Raw genomic sequence first — 17776 nt, forward strand, 5'->3', positions numbered from 1 at the left:
GCTCGGTGACACCGGAATTCACAAGGTCACGGAACTCTGCATCCGTGTAGCCCCAGTCGGCCTGCAGGGGCGTGCGGCGCTCGGCCGGGGGCTCGGGCAGGCGAGCGCGCAGCTCCTCGATCCACTCGGGGGTGGTGATGACCGGAACCAGGTCCGGCTCCGGGAAGTAGCGGTAGTCATCCGCATCCGACTTCGGGCGGCCCGAGGTCGTTGTGCGGGTATCCTCGTGCCAGTGGCGGGTTTCCTGCACGATCGCGGCACCCGAGTTCAGCACCGCCGCGTGGCGCTCGATCTCGAAACGCACCGCGTGCTCGACGGCGCGCAGCGAGTTCACGTTCTTGGTCTCGGTGCGGGTGCCGAGCTTCGTCGCATCCTTGAGCATCAACGAGACGTTGGCGTCGCAGCGCACGTTGCCGCGTTCCATCTTCGCGTCGGAGACATCCAGCGCCTTGACGATCTCGCGGATCGCAGCGACGTACGCCTTGGCCAGCTCGGGGGCGCGCTTGCCGGCACCCTCGATGGTCTTGGTGACGATTTCGACCAGCGGCACGCCTGAACGGTTGTAGTCCACCAGCGAGTAGTCGGCGCCCTGGATGCGGCCGGTGGCCCCACCCATGTGGGTGAGCTTTCCGGCGTCCTCTTCCATGTGCGCGCGCTCGATCTCCACGCGGAAGACCTCGCCGTCGGCCAGTTCGATGTCGATCCAGCCGTCGTAGGCGATCGGGTCGTCGTACTGGGAGGTCTGGAAGTTCTTCGGGGTGTCCGGGTAGAAGTAGTTCTTCCGCGCGAAGCCACACCGCTCGGCGATCTTGCAGTTCAGCGCCAGGCCGATCATGATCGCGTATTCCACCGCGGTCTTGTTGACCACCGGCAGCACGCCGGGCAGGCCCAGGCAGACCGGGGTCACGTTGGTGTTGGGCGTATCGCCGAACACGTTCGGCGCCGAGGAGAACATCTTGGTCTTGGTGTTCAGCTCGACGTGGACCTCGAAGCCCAGTACCGGGTCGTATTTTTCCAGTGCGACGTCGAAGTCGACCAGTTCATCGGTGTACGAAGCCATGTTAGGCAACCCCTCCAGTGGTGGCGGCGGACAGCTCGGGTGCCTGGTCGATCAACCGGCCACCCCACTTGTCTTCCAGCAGTTTTTCAAGTGCCGCACCGGCACGGTAAAGGCGGGCATCCTCGCGGGCCGGGGCCAGGAACTGGATGCCGACCGGCAGGCCCTCGGAGAGGCCACCCGGAACGGTGATGCCCGGGATCCCGGCCATGTTCGCCGGGATGGTGGCCACGTCGTTGAGGTACATGGCCAGCGGGTCGTCGGTCTTGGAACCCAGCTCGAAGGCGACGGTCGGGCTCGTCGGGGAGATCAGCACGTCTGCCTGCGCGAACGCGGCGTCGAAGTCGCGCTGGATCAGCGTGCGGACCTTCTGCGCCGAGCCGTAGTAGGCATCGTAGTAACCGGCGCTCAGCGCGTAGGTGCCCAGGATGATGCGGCGCTTGACCTCGTCGCCGAATCCGGCGGCGCGGGTGGCACCCATGACGCGTTCGATGGTCAGCGGGCCCCCCGCGGGAAGCACGCGGGTGCCAAAGCGCACGCCGTCGAACTTCGCCAGGTTGGAGGAGACCTCCGAGGGCATGATCAGGTAGTAGGCGCCCAGCGCGTACTTGAAGTTGGGGCAGGAGACCTCGACGATTTCCGCTCCCGCGGCACGCAGTGCCTCGAGCGACTCGTCGAAGCGTGCCTGCACGCCTGCCTCATAACCTTCGCCCTGCAGTTCCTTGATGACGCCGACGCGCACGCCGGTCATGTCGCCGGAGGCGCCAAGCTCTGCAGAGGCAACCAGTGCCGGCACCGGTTCGTTCAGCGAGGTCGAGTCGGCCGGGTCGTGCCCGCCGATCAGCTCGTGCAGGTAGGCGGAGTCCAGCACGGTGCGGGTGACCGGGCCGATCTGGTCAAGCGAGGAGGCCATGGCGATGGCGCCATAGCGCGAAACCCCGCCATAGGTCGGCTTCACGCCGACGGTGCCGGTGACGGCGCCGGGCTGGCGGATCGATCCGCCGGTGTCGGTGCCCAGTGCCAGCGGTGCCTCGAAGGCTGCCACCGCGGCAGCGGAGCCGCCGCCGGAGCCGCCGGGGATGCGGTCCAGGTCCCACGGATTGCGGGTCGGGCCGTAGGCGGAGTGCTCGGTGGAGGAACCCATCGCGAACTCGTCCAGGTTGGTCTTGCCCAGCATCGGCAGCTTCGCTGCGCGGATCTTTTCGATCACCGTCGCGTCGTACGGGCTCATCCAGCCCTCAAGCATCTTCGAGGCTGCCGTGGTCGGCTGCCCCTTGGTGACGATGAGGTCCTTGATGGCGATCGGCACGCCGGCGAACAGGTGCAGGGCCTCGGCGGCGTCTCCCCCGGCGGCGCGGATCGCGTCGACCTCGGCGGCAACTGCCAGTGCCTCATCGGTGTTCACGTGCAGGAAGGCGTGGATTCCGCGCTCCCCGCCGTCAACCTCGGCAATGCGGTCCAGGTGCGCCTGCACGGCGGCCACGGACGTGATTTCGCCGGCGCGCAGCTTGGCTGCAAGCTCGGTGGCGGAAAGGTGAATAATCTCGTTCATGAATTACTCTCCATCCAAAATGGCCGGCACCTTGAAGCGGGTGTCGACGGAGTCCGGTGCGTTCATCAGCGCTTCCTCAGCGGTTAGCGTCGGGCCGACCACGTCTTCGCGGAACACGTTCGACAGGGCAATGGGGTGCGTGGTGGCCGGAACATCGGCCGAGGCGGCCTCTGAGACCGACGCGATTGAATCGACAATGACACCGAGTTCGCCGGTCATTTTTTCCAGCTCGGCATCGCTCATCTCGATGTGGGCCAGCTGCGCCAAATGCGCAACGTCCTCACGGCTGATGGCAGACATGTATCTCCCTAGGTGGGCGGATGGGGTTTCCCCCCTAGTCTAGTACGCCCTGCCCTTGCAGATCTCGCCCTGCAACCCTCCGCCAGGGCCCATTCGGGCCCCGGGACAACCCGGGGCCCAGGCGCCATCGACCTACGAAAATTCGATGACTGCCCCGCTCACGCCCTGCCCGGCATCGCTCCACGGCGAGCCGATCCACGCCGAGGCGCCCGACGAGCCGGTTGTCCCGGCAACCGGGCGACGGATCACCGCAATTTCCTGGTCCTTGATGCCTACGCCGGCTTCGGATTCCTGCCCTGCACGATGCACCCCCACCAGCGGCTCGAGGGTATGGGAAATGTTCTGGTGCTGTGCCTGCACGTCCCCGGCCAGCAGGGCCCACACCTGTGCCTGCCACACCGGGTCGCCCTCCGCGTCGTAGATCCAGCGCTTTCCGAGCACGCCGTGTTCGCTGGTTCCCAGCAGGAAGGCTTCGGCGCCGGGCAGCGGCGCGCCGCGATAGGCCAGCGGCACGTGGTACGTCACGGGGGTCGACGATGCGGAGTCGGCCACGATGATGAACTCCAGGCCCACCTCGCCGGCGGGGTCATCGAGCCGGAAGCCGCCGATGGTCTCCAGCACCGGCTCGCGCTCCCCGGCGAACCACGGCTGGCGCGGCAGCCACGCCCCGATGAGCTCCTTCTTGGTGGGATCCATGGTGGTGGCAAAAATCTCGCTCATGATGCTCTCCTGCACGACGTCGACGGATGGAATCTGTGCCCGAATGCCTTCCGCACCTGCGGCAGCATCCCGGCACTGGCCCCCACCCTATCCAATCGACCCACGTCGGCTTGGAAAACCCCGTCATGCGCCAAATGCAGCAGGCTCCGGTTCCGCGGAAAATTCCGCCGTACCGGAGCCTGGATGCGGCAATCCCCCTTCGCGGTGCGCCGGCTTGCGGCAGCGGCAGACGGGGAAGTAAGAAAGCGAAGAACGCTAGAGCGCGAAGGTGTAGACCACCAGCACGATTTTGGTGTTCGGGACGAACCAGTCGCGCTCGGAGGCATGCACGAAGCCGTCGGCCTCATAGAGCGCGCGGGCGGCAACCCAGTGGCTGCCGGTGGTCAGCGAGACTGTGTGCACGTCCTCGATCTCGCGGGCGCGGGCGATGACCGCGTTGAGCAGGGCGCGTCCGGCGCCCGAACGCTGCACGGCCGGGTCCACCACCAGCATCCGGAATTCCAGCTCGCCGGGGCGGGCGATGTCCGCATACTCGGTGCCCTCGCGCACCAAGGTGACCGACCCGATGACCACGCCGTCGCGCTCGGCGACCAGGATCTCGGAGGCGGCATGGCGCGCGGCAACCTGCTGCACGAACTCCAGGTACTCGTGGTCCGGGTCATCGAAGTGCCCTGCATGCAGGTAGGAGTCCACGGTGATCCGCGCAATGTGCGGGTAGTCGGCTTCGGTGGCCGGCCGGATCAACAGGGTGCTGGTGGGTGCGAGTGTTGCGGTAGTCATTAACTTCAAGTGTGCCAGCCCCCGGAGCGCGGGCGTTCCGGGCACCGGGCGCTTGTTGCCAACCTCACCCCCGATTGCCCCGCGACACCCGCCAGGGAAATCTTGCACCACCGCAAAGGAACACACAGGGAAGCACTGATCGCCGCCACCGCCGAAGAAGCCGCCGGGTTCGCCGCCGAGGCGTTGATCGACGGGCCGCGCACCCGTGCCTTTGGGGATGCCGTCCTGGGCGTTGCCACAGGGTCCACCCCGCTGGGACTCTACGCGGAGCCGGCCAAGGCCGTCGCACGCGGTGACGCCGACTTTGGCAAGACCACCGCCTTCGCGCTGGATGAATATGTCGGCCTGGAAAACCCCCCACGAACAGTCCTACCTCCAGACCCTGGTCATCGAGCTGTACAACGTCATCGCACCGCCCGGGTCCAGGCCGCAGGTGCCGGACGGCTGCGGGAAGTCCGAGGAGCAGATCCGCGCGCAGGCCGCCGCCTACGATGCGGCCGCCGGCCAGCAGTTCCGCACATGGCGCACACCGGCTCCTGCTTTTCCGGGGGCCGACGACGAAGCCCGCCGCCCCCGTGGTGCATCCACGGCTTCGGCGGGCTTGTGCTGACCCGGTGTTCCTCGAGTCCGCAATCCGGCTATTTCGCCGCGGGCTGTTGGGCTGCGGGCTGTTGGGCTGCGGGCTGTTCGGTCGCCGGCACTTCCGCGGGCAGCGCGTCGAAGTCCAGGTATCCGGCGGCCTGCCACCCCGGATCGGTCCGGGGGCGCAGCACCGGCAACCCGGCCTCGGCCACGATGAGTGCACCGGCGGCCCAGTCGAATTCCTGCGTGCCATACTCCGCGTAGGCGTCAAGCGTGCCGTCGGCGACCAGGCACAAATCCAGCGCGGCCGACCCGATGCGGCGCACATTGGCAAAGCCCGGCATCAACCCCAGCAGCGCGCCGACTTGGAACTGCCGGCGGTCCGCGTCGTAGCCGAAGCCGGTGGCCAGCAGGCGGCCGGCTTCTTCCTTGTCGCCCCCGTGCAACCGTTGCGCACGGGTCGCACTGCCGCCGCGCCTGGCATCGGACCCGGCCTCCAGCACGGAATCGACAAGCCATGCCCCGTCCCCGGCGGCGGCGTAGTATTCGACGCCCAGGGCCGGTGCGTTGATGGAAGCCGCGAGCCACCCGTGGGTGCCCGCATCCATGGCGGCGCCGTCGGCCGCCAGTGTGTTGCCCGTCGAGGTGGCCGTTTCCGTTGCCGTTGCCGCGGCCGCCCCGTCGAGCGGCCCGAACACCGCCACCGAAGTGCAGTAGTACACGATGCCGCGCACGAAGTTCGCGGTGCCGTCCAGCGGGTCGATCGACCAGCGGTAGCCCGAGGGCTGTGCGGGGACCGTGCGTCCGTATTCCTCACCGGTGATCGCGTCGTTGGGCCGCGCCGCGGCGATCACGTCGCGCACCGCCATTTCGGCCCGGCGGTCGAAGTCGGTGACCCAGTCCCCCGCCGCACTCTTGGTGTCGGCAGCCACCTTGCCGCGGCCCCGTTCGGCCAGCACTGCGGCACCGGCGGCAGCGGCCTCGCGGGCCACGGCCAGCAGCTCGCGGCGCAGCGAGGCGTCCTGGTCGTCGGATGCCGTAGCGGCACCCTGCGCCGATTGCAGGTGCTTCGGGTTCGTGCTCATGTGCTGCTCCTTGGTGACTGGGGGGGTGCCGGGCCTGGGGGCCTGCTGGCAGGGATGTTGCCTTCGGGTCTTCAAAAAGCCTTGCTGTGCAGAACGGAGGCGGACCGGAACCCAAACCGCAGGGTCCCGCGGCGCTACGCCTCGGGGTTGGGGCGACCCTCCACGGCCTCGGGCCCGCCGTCAAGCAGCAGCTTGAAGCCCTCCTCGTCGAGCACCTGCACGCCCAGGGTGACCGCCTTGTCCAGCTTGGAGCCGGCGGCCTCGCCGGCGACCACGTAGGCGGTGTTCTTGGAGACCGACCCTGCGGCCTTCCCGCCGCGGATGATGATCGCTTCCTTGGCCGCGTCCCGGCTGTAGGTCGGCAGCGTGCCGGTGACCACGATGCTCATCCCCTCCAGGTGCTTCACGATGGACTCGTCCCGCTCGTCCTTCATCAAGACCCCGGCTGCATCCCAGGCGGCAATGATGTCCCGGTGCCAGTCGACGGCGAACCACTCGATCAGCGCGTCGGCAATGATGGCACCGACCCCGTCGACCTCGGCGAGTGCCTCGCGGGCACCCTCGGCTTCCAAGGCCTTGATGATCTCGACCATTGACCCGTATTTGGTGGCCAGCGAGCGTGAGGCGGTGGGTCCCACGTGCCGGATGGACAATCCGACCAGGACCCGCCACAACGGCTGGCTCTTGGCCTTTTCCAGCTCGTCGAAGAGTTTTTCGGTGGTCCTGGTCGGGACCGACGGCTTCTTTGCGGTGGCCTTGGAGTAGAAGTACGGGACCAAGGCGAACTTGCCGGTGCCCTCGCCCTTGGAGCGGATCTCGCGCCACACGTTGACCGCCGACAGCGCCTCGCGCAGCGTGGAATCCGGGTTGCCAGCGGCCAAATCGAAGATGGCTGCCTCATTGCGCAGCGGGCCGGGGCCGGCCGGGGCGATGACCCCGCCATTTTCCGCAGGGTCCTCGCCGGGCCCGATGGTCAGCGCCTGCGCGGCCTCATAGCCCAGCGCCTCAATGTCGAAGGCGCCGCGCCCGCCCAGGTGGGCGACGCGTTCGGTGAGCTGCACCGGGCAGGATTCGGCGTTGGGGCAGCGGATATCCACATCGCCCTCCTTGGCCGGGGCCAGCGCCGTCCCGCAGGAGGGGCAGGTGGTGGGCATGACGAATTCGCGTTCGCTGCCCGTCCGCAGCGCCAGGACGGGTCCGACGATTTCCGGGATCACGTCCCCCGCCTTGCGCAGGATCACGGTGTCCCCGATGAGCACGCCCTTGGCTTTGACCACGTCCTGGTTGTGCAGCGTCGCGCGCTCCACGGTGGACCCGGCCACCAGCACCGGTGCCATGATGCCAAAGGGGGTGACGCGTCCCGTGCGGCCCACCTGTACCTGGATGTCGAGAAGTACGGTGTTGACCTCTTCGGGCGGGTACTTGTAGGCCACTGCCCAACGCGGGACGCGGGAGGTGAAGCCGAGGTTGCGCTGGATCTCGAACGCGTCGGTCTTCACCACGATGCCGTCGATCTCATGCAGCAGATCGTGGCGGTGTTCACCGTTCTCGGCGATGAACGCGAGCACCTCATCGAGGGTATCGACGACACGAGAGTACGGGGAGACCGGCAGGCCCCAGGAGGCCATGAGCGCGTAAGTCTCCGACTGGGTGGAGGCGGTGAGCCCGGAGCGCACCCCGAAGCCGTGGACGAACATCTTCAGCGGCCGCTTGGCGGTTTCCTTGGCGTCCTTCTGCCGAATGGATCCGGCGGCAGCGTTGCGCGGGTTGGCCAGCGGCGCCTTGCCTGCGGTGATCAGCGCCTCGTTGTAGGCGGCGAAGTCGGCCGAGGGGATGAAGATCTCCCCGCGGACTTCCACTTCCTCGGGCCAGTCCTGGCCGGCCAGCTGCGTGGGGATGTCCTTGATGGTCAGCACGTTGTGGGTGACGTCCTCCCCGGTGGTGCCGTCCCCGCGGGTGGCCGCGCGCACCAGCTTGCCGTTGCGGTAGAGCAGGTTCACCGCCAGCCCGTCGATCTTGACCTCGCAGAGCCACTTGAGCTCGTGCCCGGCGGCGCGCAGCGCGGCGTTCGCCGCGGTCTTTTCCCCCCAGGCGGTGACCTCCCCGAGGGAGAACACGTCCTCCAGGGAGTACATGCGCGAGAGGTGCACCACCTCTGCGAAGGCCGCGGAAACCTCGCCGCCGACCTCTTGGGTGGGCGAATCGTTGGCGACGATGGCGGGGTTTTGTGCCTCGAGGAGCTCAAGGCGCGAGTACAGCTTGTCGAACTCGGCGTCGGAAATCAGCGGGGCGTCGTCGTTGTAGTACGCGGCGCGGTGCTTGCGGACCTCGTCGGTCAGCTGACGGTACTCCTCGCGCAGGGCCTCGTCGGGGACCACTGCCTCGGCTTCGAGCGCTGCGGCCAGGGCGTCGGCGCCTGCTGCCCGGGGCACGTCGGATTCCGTCGCCGGGGATTGACGGTCCGGGGCGTCAACGGGCTGGCTCTGGGCTGGCTGCGGGGTCGGCTCTTGGGGCATCACCCCTCCATTTTGCCCCAGAAAACCCCCCGAGTTGGTGTCCCGGCACCGTGGGCGTGTGGCGCGTCGTGCCCGGCGCGCGGCCAATCAGGCGCCGGGGCCCTCGATATCGACAATGACCACCGAGATGTTGTCCCGGCCGCCGCTGGCCAGGGCGGCGTCGATGAGCCGGCCCACCGCTTCGGTGCGGTCAGGGGTCAGGGCCAGGATCTCTTCCATGGCCTTGGGCTCGACCTCGCCGGTGAGTCCGTCGGTGCACAGCAGGTAGCGGTCCCCGGGCCGCGGCAGGTGGAACTGGGTGTCAGGCACCGAATTGCCGCCGGCCCCCAGCGCCCGGGTGATCAGGTTGCGCTGCGGGTGGATGCGCGCCTCCGCCTCGGTGATGATGCCGGCGTCGATGAGCTCCTGGACCGCGGAGTGGTCGCGGGTCAGCTGGGTCAGCACGCCGTCGCGCAGCCGGTAGCCGCGGGAGTCGCCGACGTTCAGCAGCATCACCCGCACCGGGTCCTCCTCCGCGCCGACAAACCCGTCGCCGGCGCCGGGGATCGGCGTGACCTTCGCCGAGGTTCCGGCGATGGTCATCGCCGCGGTGCCTGCCGGTGCGGCTGGCACCCCTGCGGCTTGGGCGCGCGGCAGCACATCGGTGGTGGGTTCGGGCTCGGGCCGATCGGCGGCGGTGTCGACGTCCACTTCGCCGGATTCGTGGGTGCTGTCCAGATAGCGCGGCGCTCCGACCGCGGGCAGCGGCAGGTGCAGCGCCTCCGTCAATCCGGCCCCGTGCGCGGCGGGCAGCTGCGCCGTCACCGGCGATCCAGCGGGCTCCCCGGGCCAGGCCCCGCCGTCGTCCTCGACGCGGACCAGCGCCAGCACACACAGGGTGGTGCCGCCGCGGGCGCCGGTGGCCAGGCGGATCCGGGCATCGGCCTCCGTGACCACGGCGAGCACGTCCCGGGCGTGCGGCAGCGCCTCCGGGTCGTCCCCGGGATCCGTGGGTTCGGCGGCGAGCTCGTTCAGGGTCTCGATGCCCAGCCGGGAGGCCAGGTCGCCGGCCTCGTGCCCGCCCATTCCGTCGGCCACGGCAAAAACGGTTCCGGCATCCAGCACGCTGTCCTCGTTGACGGCGCGGCGCAGCCCGATGTCGGTTGCCGCCGCCGCACGCACCTGCCCGAATCCGTAGCGCATCTAGTCCAGCACCAGTCCCGTCCCGGTGCCCGGGGCCAGGCGCACCGGGGTGAGGTCCCCGAAGCCGCGCACGGCGGTGGTTTCCTGGGGCTCAAGCACAAAGCGTGCATCCCCTGCCAGGGTGGAGGCGGTGAGTTCATCGGTCAGCACGGTGCCGGGCTCCGCCAGCGAGGTCAGCCGCGCGGCCAGGTTCACCGTGGGCCCGTAGATATCGCCCAGGCGGGACAGCACGCGGCCCCAGACCAGCGCGACGCGCGTGTTGGGCAGCAGCTCGTCGGCGGCGAACTCCTTGGACATGGCCAGGGAGATCTGCGCGCCTGCCTGCGGGGTCTCGGCCACGAAGAGCACCTCGTCGCCGATGGTCTTGACCAGCCGGCCGCCACCGATGGAGATGATTTCTGCGCACTTGGATTCGAAGCGCTGCACCAGCTGGGCCAGCGTGCGCTCGTTCATCCGGCGTGAGAGCGAGGTGTAGGAGACCAGGTCGGCGAAGCCGACGGCGCGGGCCAGCGGCAGCGGGGCGTCGTCCTCGGAGCCGTCGCGCCCTTCTGCGGAGGCGGCCAGGCCGGTTTCGGCGCGGAGCACCAAGCGGTGCACAGCGGCGTTCAGCTGCCGGCGCCAGGAGTAGACCAGCAGGTCCTCGAGCGGCTCAATGATGTCCGGCAGCAGGTTCACCAGGTTGCGGCGGGCCTCGGGGTCGCTCATCTTCTGGTTCTGCACCATGTCCTCGACCAGCGCCTCGACCTGCCAGACCACCATGCGGTCGGTCATCTGGCCGACCGAACGGGTCAGCGAGATTGCAGTTTCCTCGGTCAGGGTCCCCTCGCGGACCATGTTCAGGATGGACTTCAGTGCGTCCTGGTCGACGGTGGTGAAGAAGACCTCCTCGTCGCCCAGGTTCGGGAAACCGAGGGCGCGCCAGATCTTGCGGGCCGAGAGCAGCGAGACCCCTGCCCCGGCGGCCATTTCACGGCGGCGCATGGTGCGATCGGCACCCAGCAGGCGCCGTTCCAGCTCGCGGACCGCGTCGCGTGCAGGCCCCGGGGTGGTCCGGTCGATCTGTTCCGGGCGCTTCATGGCCTCGACCAAGTCGCCCAGGGGGTCAGCGAGCGCGGGCTCGAGTTCGACGGCTGGCTGCGCCGGCTCCGGATGCAGCGCGCCGTTGGCCTCGGGGGCCGGTGCCTCCGCGGCATCGGCGGGGTGGCGTTGGGCCTGGGCACGTGCCGCGTCGCGGGCAGCGGTGGGCGCGGCGGGTTGGGTGCCCGTCGCCGGCGACCGCTCACTCATGCTCAGTCCATTCTCTTTGTTGCTGCTCTGGGTGCTGCTGGCGTGATTCGTTCAGTGGCGTCATTGGCGGATCCCCGTCAACGCGTTCTTCCATGTTTACACCATCGACCCGTGGGAAGTTCGGCAGGGCAGTAATGGCCCCGATGCAAAATTCGCGCATGCGGGCCACGGCCGGGACGTGCGGGATGTTGAAGCGTTGTTCGGCCAACACTACCGAAAGTGTCCCGGGCGCGGTCGCCGGCGCGTTGGTCCTTACCACCGCAACAATATCGTGGATTGCGTACAACCCGATGGAATGTTGCCCGGAGGCCCGGCGTCCACGCTTGGTGACGATGCGCTCGGTGGTCAGGTAGACGTAGCTGTTGGCCCAACGAATCCAGGGCCGCAGGCACCAGATGACCAGCAGGACGCCAGATACCACGGCCAGCATCGCCGCCAGGAGCGGCCGTCCCTGGTCCACCCACGGGGGCAGGTCATTGCGCAGCAGCAGGCCCAGCAAGTAGCAGCCGCCCGCCAGCAGGAGCAGGAAGCGGAGGAACGGGCCACGCAGCACCCGGCGGTGCGCGCGGGTCTTGACGATGACTCGCTCGCGTTTCTCCAATATCAACTTCACGTCCCGGCTCCTTCAACCCACACACCGGTTGTGCGTGCCGGTCTTGCTCCTTCAATGGTAGAGCCAGTGGACCCACGCTTTGGGTACAGTATCCGTGGTTCCTTGCGTGATGTGCCATTCATGGGCGTCATTTCTTCGGCTCTTCACGGCTTTCGCCGCCGGCATGCCCGCGGCAGGCGCCCGGAGCCGCGTTGCAGGGCCGGCCGCGCGCTAGGCGTAGGAGCCGTCGCTGCGCCGCAGGTGGTAGACGTCCCCGGCCAGCACGCTGTGCACCTTCCCGCCTGCATCGCGAACGCTCAGGGAGCCTTCGGCATCCAGGTCGATGGCGGTGCCGCGCAGCACCGTGCCGTTGGGCAGGTGCGCGTCGACCTCGTGGCCGATGGTCACCATCACCGACCGCACCAGCTCGCGCAGCGTTGAGGGCGCGGCTTCCGCGCCGGCTCCTGCCTCCGACGGCACCGGCGCGTACCCGGTCCGGGCCGCGGCGTTGCCGCCTGCCTGTTCAAAGCTCCTGAAGAGGTGCACCACCCGGCGCAGGTAGCCGCCCAGCAGCAGCGTGCGGTCAAGGGTTCCGGCCCCCAGCGTCGCCAGGCTCGCGGCCGTGTCCACCGGAAGCTCGTCGGCCGTGAGGCTCACGTTGAGCCCGGCGCCGACAATGACCACCGGTCCCTGTCCGGTCATGACCAATTGCGCCAGCACGCCGCAGACCTTCTTGCCGCCGGCGACCACGTCGTTGGGCCACTTCAGGCCGGCCGCCAGCCCCGCGTCCTCGCGCAGCGTCTGCACCATGGCGGTGGCGCAGAGCATCGACAGCCAGGCCAGCCCCGACTGGTCGAACCCGGGGGCCGGGCGGAAGTAGATGCTGGTGGCCAGCGCGCTGCGCTCCGGTGTCTGCCAGTCCCGCCCCAGCCGCCCGTGCCCGGCCATCTGGTGTTCGGTGGTTTCCACGCTCAAGTTTGCCAGCGGTGCCTCCTGGGCGCGCGCTGCCAGGTCGTCGTTCGTCGACCCGGTCCTCTGACTGATCCACAACTCGCCGGCTCCCAGCCCGCCCAACACCCGGCGCAACGCGTCCGCGTCCAGCGGCGCGCGCCCGGCATCGGCTCCCCCTGCGGCGGCGTTGGACGGGAAGGTGGGCACGGGGTTTGGTTCAATGCTCATGCCCCCAAGACTATTCCCGCGACCACCGGATCGTCTCCCCGGGCACATTGGACCCCGGCACCTGCGGCCCGCGCAGCCAGGGGCGGATCCGGGATCACAGGAAGATGTCCGGGACCAGGTCGGATTCGGGCGCGCCCATGGAGTAGCCGGTGAAGTCGGTGACGCCGGCGGCGGCCAGCACGGCCTCGTCGGTGAAGAAGTTCCCGCTGCAGGCGTGCGCATCGCTGGTGAGGATCGCGTGCGCGGCGTCGGCAACGATGCGTGCCGAGCGCGCGGCCTTGACCAGCTGGGCGCCCCCGGGCATGTTGCGGATCGCGGCGGTGTCGATCAGCGTGGCCGGCCACAGGGAGTTGACCCCGACGCCGGTGCCGCGCAGCTCCTCGGCCAGCCCCAGGGTCGTCATGCTCATCCCGTACTTGGCCATGGTGTACGCCAGGTGCTTCCCCGCCCACTTCGGCTCCAGGTTCAGCGGCGGGGAGAGCGTGAGGATGTGCCCGTTGTTGCTGTTGCGCAGGTGCGGCAATGCTGTCTTGGAGAGCATGAAGGTGCCGCGGACGTTGATGTCCATCATCAGGTCGTAGCGTTTCATCGACACGTCATCGGTCTTGGACAGGTCGATGGCCGAGGCGTTGTTGACCACCACGTCGATCCCGCCGAAGCGCTCAACGGTTTGCGCGACGGCCCCGAGCACATCCTCGTCGTTGCGCACGTCCCCCACGATGGCCAACCCATGGCCGCCGGCCGCGGTGATCTCCTGCGCCGCGGTGAACACCGTGCCGGCGAGGTTGGCCTGCTCGGTGGCGGTCTTGGCCATGATGGCCACGTTGGCCCCGTCGGCCGCGGCACGCAGCGCAATGGCCAGCCCGATGCCGCGGCTACCTCCGCTCATGAGAATGGTCTTGCCCCTCAGGGGCTTGGCATTGGCGGCGATGGCGTCGCGGTTCGATTCACTCATGTGAGCCACATTACGTGAGGCACCACCCCAAAAGCTACTCGCCAGTAACTTGTTTTATGGACGACTTGACCCCCAACACGACACGATCTTGTAGCTTTCCTACACATAATTCGACCCAGAGCGTCACTAGACTGGCCGAGGTGGCATTGTTGTTGTGCCTTTCCTACTACTTATCTACTTCAAGGGAGCCATGGGATGACCCAGAGCCGCATCGCCGACGCCACGGATTCGATCGACCTGTCGACCACGGCAGGCAAGATCGCCGAATTCCGTCGCCGCGAAGCCCTCGCCCAGGCTCCTTCGGGCGCCGAGGCCATCGAGAAGCAGCACGCACGAGGCAAGCACACCGCCCGCGAACGCGTCGACATGTTGCTCGACGAAGGCTCGTTCATCGAGTTCGATGCGCTGGCCGTGCACCGCAGCTCCGCCTTCGGGATGGAAAAGAAGCGTCCGCTGGGCGACGGCTTGGTCTCCGGCTACGGCACCGTAGACGGGCGCCCGGTCGCCGTCTACTCCCAAGACTTCACCGTCTACGGCGGCTCGCTGAGCCAGGTCAACGGCGAGAAGATCGTCAAGGTCCAGGAATTCGCGCTGCGCAACGGTTGCCCCGTCATCGGCATCCTCGACGGCGGCGGAGCCCGCATCCAGGAGGGCGTCGCCTCGCTGGCGATGTTCGCCGACATCTTCCGCAACAACGTCCATGCCTCGGGCGTCGTCCCGCAGATCTCGCTGATCATGGGCCCGAGCGCCGGCGGCGCCGCGTACTCCCCCGCATTGACCGACTACGTGATCATGGTCGACAAGACCAGCCACATGTTCATCACCGGCCCCGACGTGATCAAGACCGTCACCGGCGAAGAGGTCGACATGGAGACCCTGGGCGGGGCCCGCCAGCACAACGCCAACACCGGCACCGCCACCTACCTGGCCACCGACGAGCAGGACGCGATCGAGTTCTGCAAGGAACTGCTCGAGTTCCTGCCCTCGAACAACATCTCCGAGGCCCCGGCCGTGGAATTCGACGAGGAGCTGGAGCTCACCGCCGCGGACCTCGAGCTGGACTCGCTGATCCCCGACTCGGCCAACCAGCCCTACGACATGCGCAAGGTCATCGAGCACATCGTGGACGACGGGATCTTCCTGGAGATGCAGTCGCTCTACGCGCCCAACGTGATGATCGGCTACGCCCGTGTCGAGGGCGCCACCATCGGCATCGTGGCCAACCAGCCGATGCAGTTCGCCGGCACCCTGGACATCGCAGCCAGCGAGAAGGCAGCCCGCTTCGTGCGCAATTGCGACGCCTTCAACATCCCGATCCTCACCCTGGTGGACGTGCCCGGCTTCCTGCCGGGCAAGGACCAGGAGTTCCAGGGCATCATCCGCCGCGGCGCCAAGCTGCTCTACGCCTACGCCGAGGCCACCGTGCCCAAGCTGACTGTCATCACCCGCAAGGCCTACGGCGGAGCGTACATCGTGATGGGCTCCAAGAAGCTGGGCGCGGACATCAACCTGGCCTGGCCGACGGCGCAGATCGGCGTGATGGGCGCCCAGGGCGCCGTCAACATCCTCTACCGCCGTGATCTTGCAGCCGTTGCCGCCGAGGGCGGGGACGTGGAGGCACGCCGCACCGCCATCATCGAGGGCTACGAGGCCGAGCTGCTCAACCCGTACCAGGCAGCCGAGCTTGGCTACGTCGATGCGGTCATCGCCCCCTCGGACACCCGCCTGCAGATCGTGCGCGGACTGCGCGCCACGCGCGACAAGCACGCCGCACTGCCGGCCAAGAAGCACGGGAACATGCCGCTGTGACCGGCAACCAGAGCACCGGTCTCGACACGGAGGCCCCGGCGACACAGCTGTCCATCACCCGCGGAAATCCCACGGCCGAGGAAGTCGCCGCCCTGGCCGCGGTCGTTTCCGCGCTGGCCAGCCAGGACTCCCCCGCATCGGCACCGAGCGGCACCGAGCTGCGTCGCGGCCGGATCCTACGGCGCCGGGCGCTAAGCGCCTCACCGCTGCCCTGGAAGGTCGGCCGGCACTAACGGAACACCCCTTCACCGCCACCCGCCGTGGCCGGTGACGTCGGCCGGGGTGCCCGCAGGATGATTGCGTCCTGCGGGTACCCCGGCCTTCCTTGTCCCGGGCGTCCAAAAGATTTCCGGCAAAAATCTTCAACAACACTTTCAGAAGCGCTTAGGCTGGTGCCATGACCAACACCACACCAGCGCGCGTGAGCAGTGCCATCGACGCCGTCGCCAACGAATACTTCGCCCGCCTGCTCGAACTCGTCCCCGAATTCGCCACCGAGCTTGGACTGCCCGGCAACGAGGCCGCGTACTCCGACTACTCCCCCGCCGGCGTCGCCGCCCAGAGCGCCGCCGCACGCGAGGCGTTGGCGAAGCTCGAGGCGCTGACCCCGGCGGATGGGATCGACGAGATCACCCTCGACGCCATGAACGAACGCCTGGGGCTGGAAATCGAGATCGCTGACACCCGCCGGACCGAGCTGAACAACATCGCCTCCCCCGCCCAGGAATTGCGCGCCATCTTCGACTTGATGCCGCAGGAGACGGCCGCAGACTACGCATTCGTTGCCGATCGGATGCACAACCTGCCCGCCGCCATGGACGGGTACATCGCCTCGCTGCGCGATTCGGCGGCCCTTGGCATGGTGGCAGCGGTCCGGCAGGTGAACATCGTCATCACCCAGGGACGCGAATACGCCAAGGTCGGCGGCTTCTTTGACGGACTGGCGGCCGCGGGCACCTCGGTCGCTCCCGAACTCGCCGAGCGGCTGGGCACCGGGGCCGCCGCGGCCAACGCCGCATACCTTCGCCTGTCCAAGGTGCTCGAGGACGAGTTGCTTCCCCTGGCCCCCGAGAAGGACGCCGTGGGCCGGGAATACTACGCGCTGATGTCCCGCCGCTTCCTGGGTGCCGCGGTGGATCTGGAGGAGACCTACGCGTGGGGCGTGAACGAGCTGGCGAACATCATCGCCGAACAACAGAGGATCTCCGGGCAGATTGCCGCCGGTGCCACCATCGCCGAGGCCAAGGAAATCCTGAACGGGGATGAAGCCCGGCAGCTGTCCGGCACCGACGCCCTGCAACGGTGGATGCAGGAAAAATCCGACGCCGCCATTGTCGCGCTGGCCGGAACCCACTTCGAGATCCCGTCCCCGATGGACCGGATCCAGTGCATGATTGCGCCCACCCAGGAAGGCGGCATCTACTACACCGGGCCGTCCGAGGACTTCAGCCGGCCGGGCCGCATGTGGTGGTCGGTGCCCGCGGGCGAGGACCAGTTCACCACGTGGTCCGAGCTGACCACCGTCTACCACGAGGGCGTTCCGGGCCACCACCTGCAGGTGGCCACCGCGGTGCTGGCCCGCGAGACCCTCAATGACTGGCGCCGCCATGCCTGCTGGGTCTCGGGGCACGGCGAAGGCTGGGCGCTGTATGCCGAACGCCTCATGCTCGACCTGGGCTTCCTGGCCGATCCGGGCGATTACCTGGGCATGCTCGATGCCCAGCGGATGCGCGCTGCCCGCGTCGTCTTCGACATTGGAGTGCACCTGGAGCTGGAAATTCCCGAGGCCTGGGGTTCGGGGACCTGGGACAGCGAGAGCGGCTTCGCGTTCCTGGAAAAGAACCTGGATATTTCGGCCGGCCAGCTGGAATTCGAATTCACCCGCTACCTCGGCTGGCCGGGCCAGGCGCCGGCGTACAAGGTCGGGCAGCGATTGTGGGAGCAGATCCGCGCCGAGCGCGAAACCCGTGCCGGGGCCGACTTCGACCTGAAGGCGTTCCACACCCAGGCCTTGGGCGTCGGTTCGGTGGGTCTCGACACGCTGCGCCGGGCCCTGCTGGGCTAGTTCAGCGAGGTCGGCCGGATTGCGCGGCGGGTGTGTCCGGCCTCCATGGCCAGGCACCCCCGCGCCCCCCCCCGGCCCGCCCCCCCCCCCCCCCCCCCCCCCCCAAAAAGCAGGA

The 17776-nt window shown here is 68.3% G+C and carries 16 protein-coding genes; 4 read left to right on the top strand and 12 right to left on the bottom strand.

Annotated features, from left to right (window positions below; all coding sequences use genetic code 11):
- The 5 genes from gatB to ACLQ7E_RS07415 form a co-directional block, all read right to left on the bottom strand.
- On the bottom strand, positions 1 to 1060 hold a 1060-nt coding region (gene gatB / locus ACLQ7E_RS07395; protein ID WP_411731928.1), incomplete at its 3' end, for an Asp-tRNA(Asn)/Glu-tRNA(Gln) amidotransferase subunit GatB.
- 1 nt (position 1061) lies between these two features.
- Positions 1062 to 2609: an Asp-tRNA(Asn)/Glu-tRNA(Gln) amidotransferase subunit GatA gene (gene gatA, locus ACLQ7E_RS07400; protein WP_411731929.1), complete on the bottom strand. Its 1548-nt coding sequence runs from the start codon at positions 2607 to 2609 to the stop codon at positions 1062 to 1064.
- Positions 2610 to 2612: 3 nt separating this feature from the next.
- Complete coding sequence (gene gatC / locus ACLQ7E_RS07405; protein WP_411731930.1) at positions 2613 to 2909, bottom strand: Asp-tRNA(Asn)/Glu-tRNA(Gln) amidotransferase subunit GatC; 297 nt, start codon at positions 2907 to 2909, stop codon at positions 2613 to 2615.
- A 132-nt stretch (positions 2910 to 3041) separates the two neighbouring features.
- On the bottom strand, positions 3042 to 3629 hold the full coding sequence (locus ACLQ7E_RS07410; protein ID WP_411731931.1) for a maltokinase N-terminal cap-like domain-containing protein: 588 nt from the start codon (positions 3627 to 3629) through the stop codon (positions 3042 to 3044).
- Positions 3630 to 3884: 255 nt separating this feature from the next.
- Positions 3885 to 4409 (bottom strand): GNAT family N-acetyltransferase, encoded by a 525-nt coding sequence (locus tag ACLQ7E_RS07415; RefSeq protein WP_411731932.1) that lies wholly within the window; start codon positions 4407 to 4409, stop codon positions 3885 to 3887.
- A 337-nt stretch (positions 4410 to 4746) separates the two neighbouring features.
- Here ACLQ7E_RS07415 and ACLQ7E_RS07420 point away from each other — a divergent pair, with 337 nt between their 5' ends.
- Positions 4747 to 5019, top strand: a complete 273-nt coding sequence (locus ACLQ7E_RS07420; RefSeq protein WP_411731933.1) for a hypothetical protein — start codon at positions 4747 to 4749, stop codon at positions 5017 to 5019.
- Positions 5020 to 5047: 28 nt separating this feature from the next.
- On the opposite strand, the gene ACLQ7E_RS07425 is transcribed toward ACLQ7E_RS07420, so the two are convergent.
- From ACLQ7E_RS07425 to ACLQ7E_RS07455, 7 genes are all read right to left on the bottom strand, one after another.
- On the bottom strand, positions 5048 to 6076 hold the full coding sequence (locus tag ACLQ7E_RS07425) for an inositol monophosphatase family protein (protein ID WP_411731934.1): 1029 nt from the start codon (positions 6074 to 6076) through the stop codon (positions 5048 to 5050).
- 134 nt (positions 6077 to 6210) lie between these two features.
- A complete protein-coding gene (gene ligA, locus ACLQ7E_RS07430) occupies positions 6211 to 8592 on the bottom strand; it encodes an NAD-dependent DNA ligase LigA (RefSeq protein ID WP_411731935.1) in 2382 nt (793 codons plus the stop codon).
- Positions 8593 to 8679: 87 nt separating this feature from the next.
- Positions 8680 to 9774 carry a PP2C family protein-serine/threonine phosphatase gene (locus ACLQ7E_RS07435; protein ID WP_411731936.1) on the bottom strand — a complete coding sequence of 365 codons (1095 nt, stop codon included), beginning with the start codon at positions 9772 to 9774 and terminating at the stop codon, positions 8680 to 8682.
- Positions 9775 to 10851, bottom strand: a complete 1077-nt coding sequence (locus ACLQ7E_RS07440; protein ID WP_411731943.1) for an adenylate/guanylate cyclase domain-containing protein — start codon at positions 10849 to 10851, stop codon at positions 9775 to 9777.
- A 202-nt stretch (positions 10852 to 11053) separates the two neighbouring features.
- A complete protein-coding gene (locus tag ACLQ7E_RS07445; protein ID WP_411731937.1) occupies positions 11054 to 11674 on the bottom strand; it encodes a hypothetical protein in 621 nt (206 codons plus the stop codon).
- A gap of 210 nt (positions 11675 to 11884) precedes the next feature.
- Positions 11885 to 12832, bottom strand: a complete 948-nt coding sequence (locus ACLQ7E_RS07450; protein WP_411731938.1) for a biotin--[acetyl-CoA-carboxylase] ligase — start codon at positions 12830 to 12832, stop codon at positions 11885 to 11887.
- 94 nt (positions 12833 to 12926) lie between these two features.
- The gene (locus ACLQ7E_RS07455) at positions 12927 to 13787 is read right to left on the bottom strand and encodes an SDR family oxidoreductase (RefSeq protein WP_411731939.1); all 861 of its coding nucleotides are present in this window, start codon (positions 13785 to 13787) and stop codon (positions 12927 to 12929) included.
- 195 nt (positions 13788 to 13982) lie between these two features.
- On the opposite strand from ACLQ7E_RS07455, the gene ACLQ7E_RS07460 reads away from it, so the two are divergent.
- From ACLQ7E_RS07460 to ACLQ7E_RS07470, 3 genes are all read left to right on the top strand, one after another.
- Positions 13983 to 15596, top strand: coding sequence for an acyl-CoA carboxylase subunit beta (locus tag ACLQ7E_RS07460; RefSeq protein ID WP_411731940.1), 1614 nt, complete (start codon positions 13983 to 13985; stop codon positions 15594 to 15596).
- The gene (locus tag ACLQ7E_RS07465; RefSeq protein WP_411731941.1) at positions 15593 to 15829 is read left to right on the top strand and encodes an acyl-CoA carboxylase epsilon subunit; all 237 of its coding nucleotides are present in this window, start codon (positions 15593 to 15595) and stop codon (positions 15827 to 15829) included. Before ACLQ7E_RS07460 ends, ACLQ7E_RS07465 begins: the two co-directional genes overlap by 4 nt.
- 164 nt (positions 15830 to 15993) lie before the next feature.
- Complete coding sequence (locus ACLQ7E_RS07470) at positions 15994 to 17661, top strand: DUF885 domain-containing protein (RefSeq protein ID WP_411731942.1); 1668 nt, start codon at positions 15994 to 15996, stop codon at positions 17659 to 17661.
- The last annotated feature ends 115 nt before the right edge of the window (positions 17662 to 17776 follow it).

The sequence above is a fragment of the Paeniglutamicibacter sp. genome (genome assembly GCF_046714615.1).
Classification (GTDB): Bacteria; Actinomycetota; Actinomycetes; order Actinomycetales; family Micrococcaceae; genus Paeniglutamicibacter.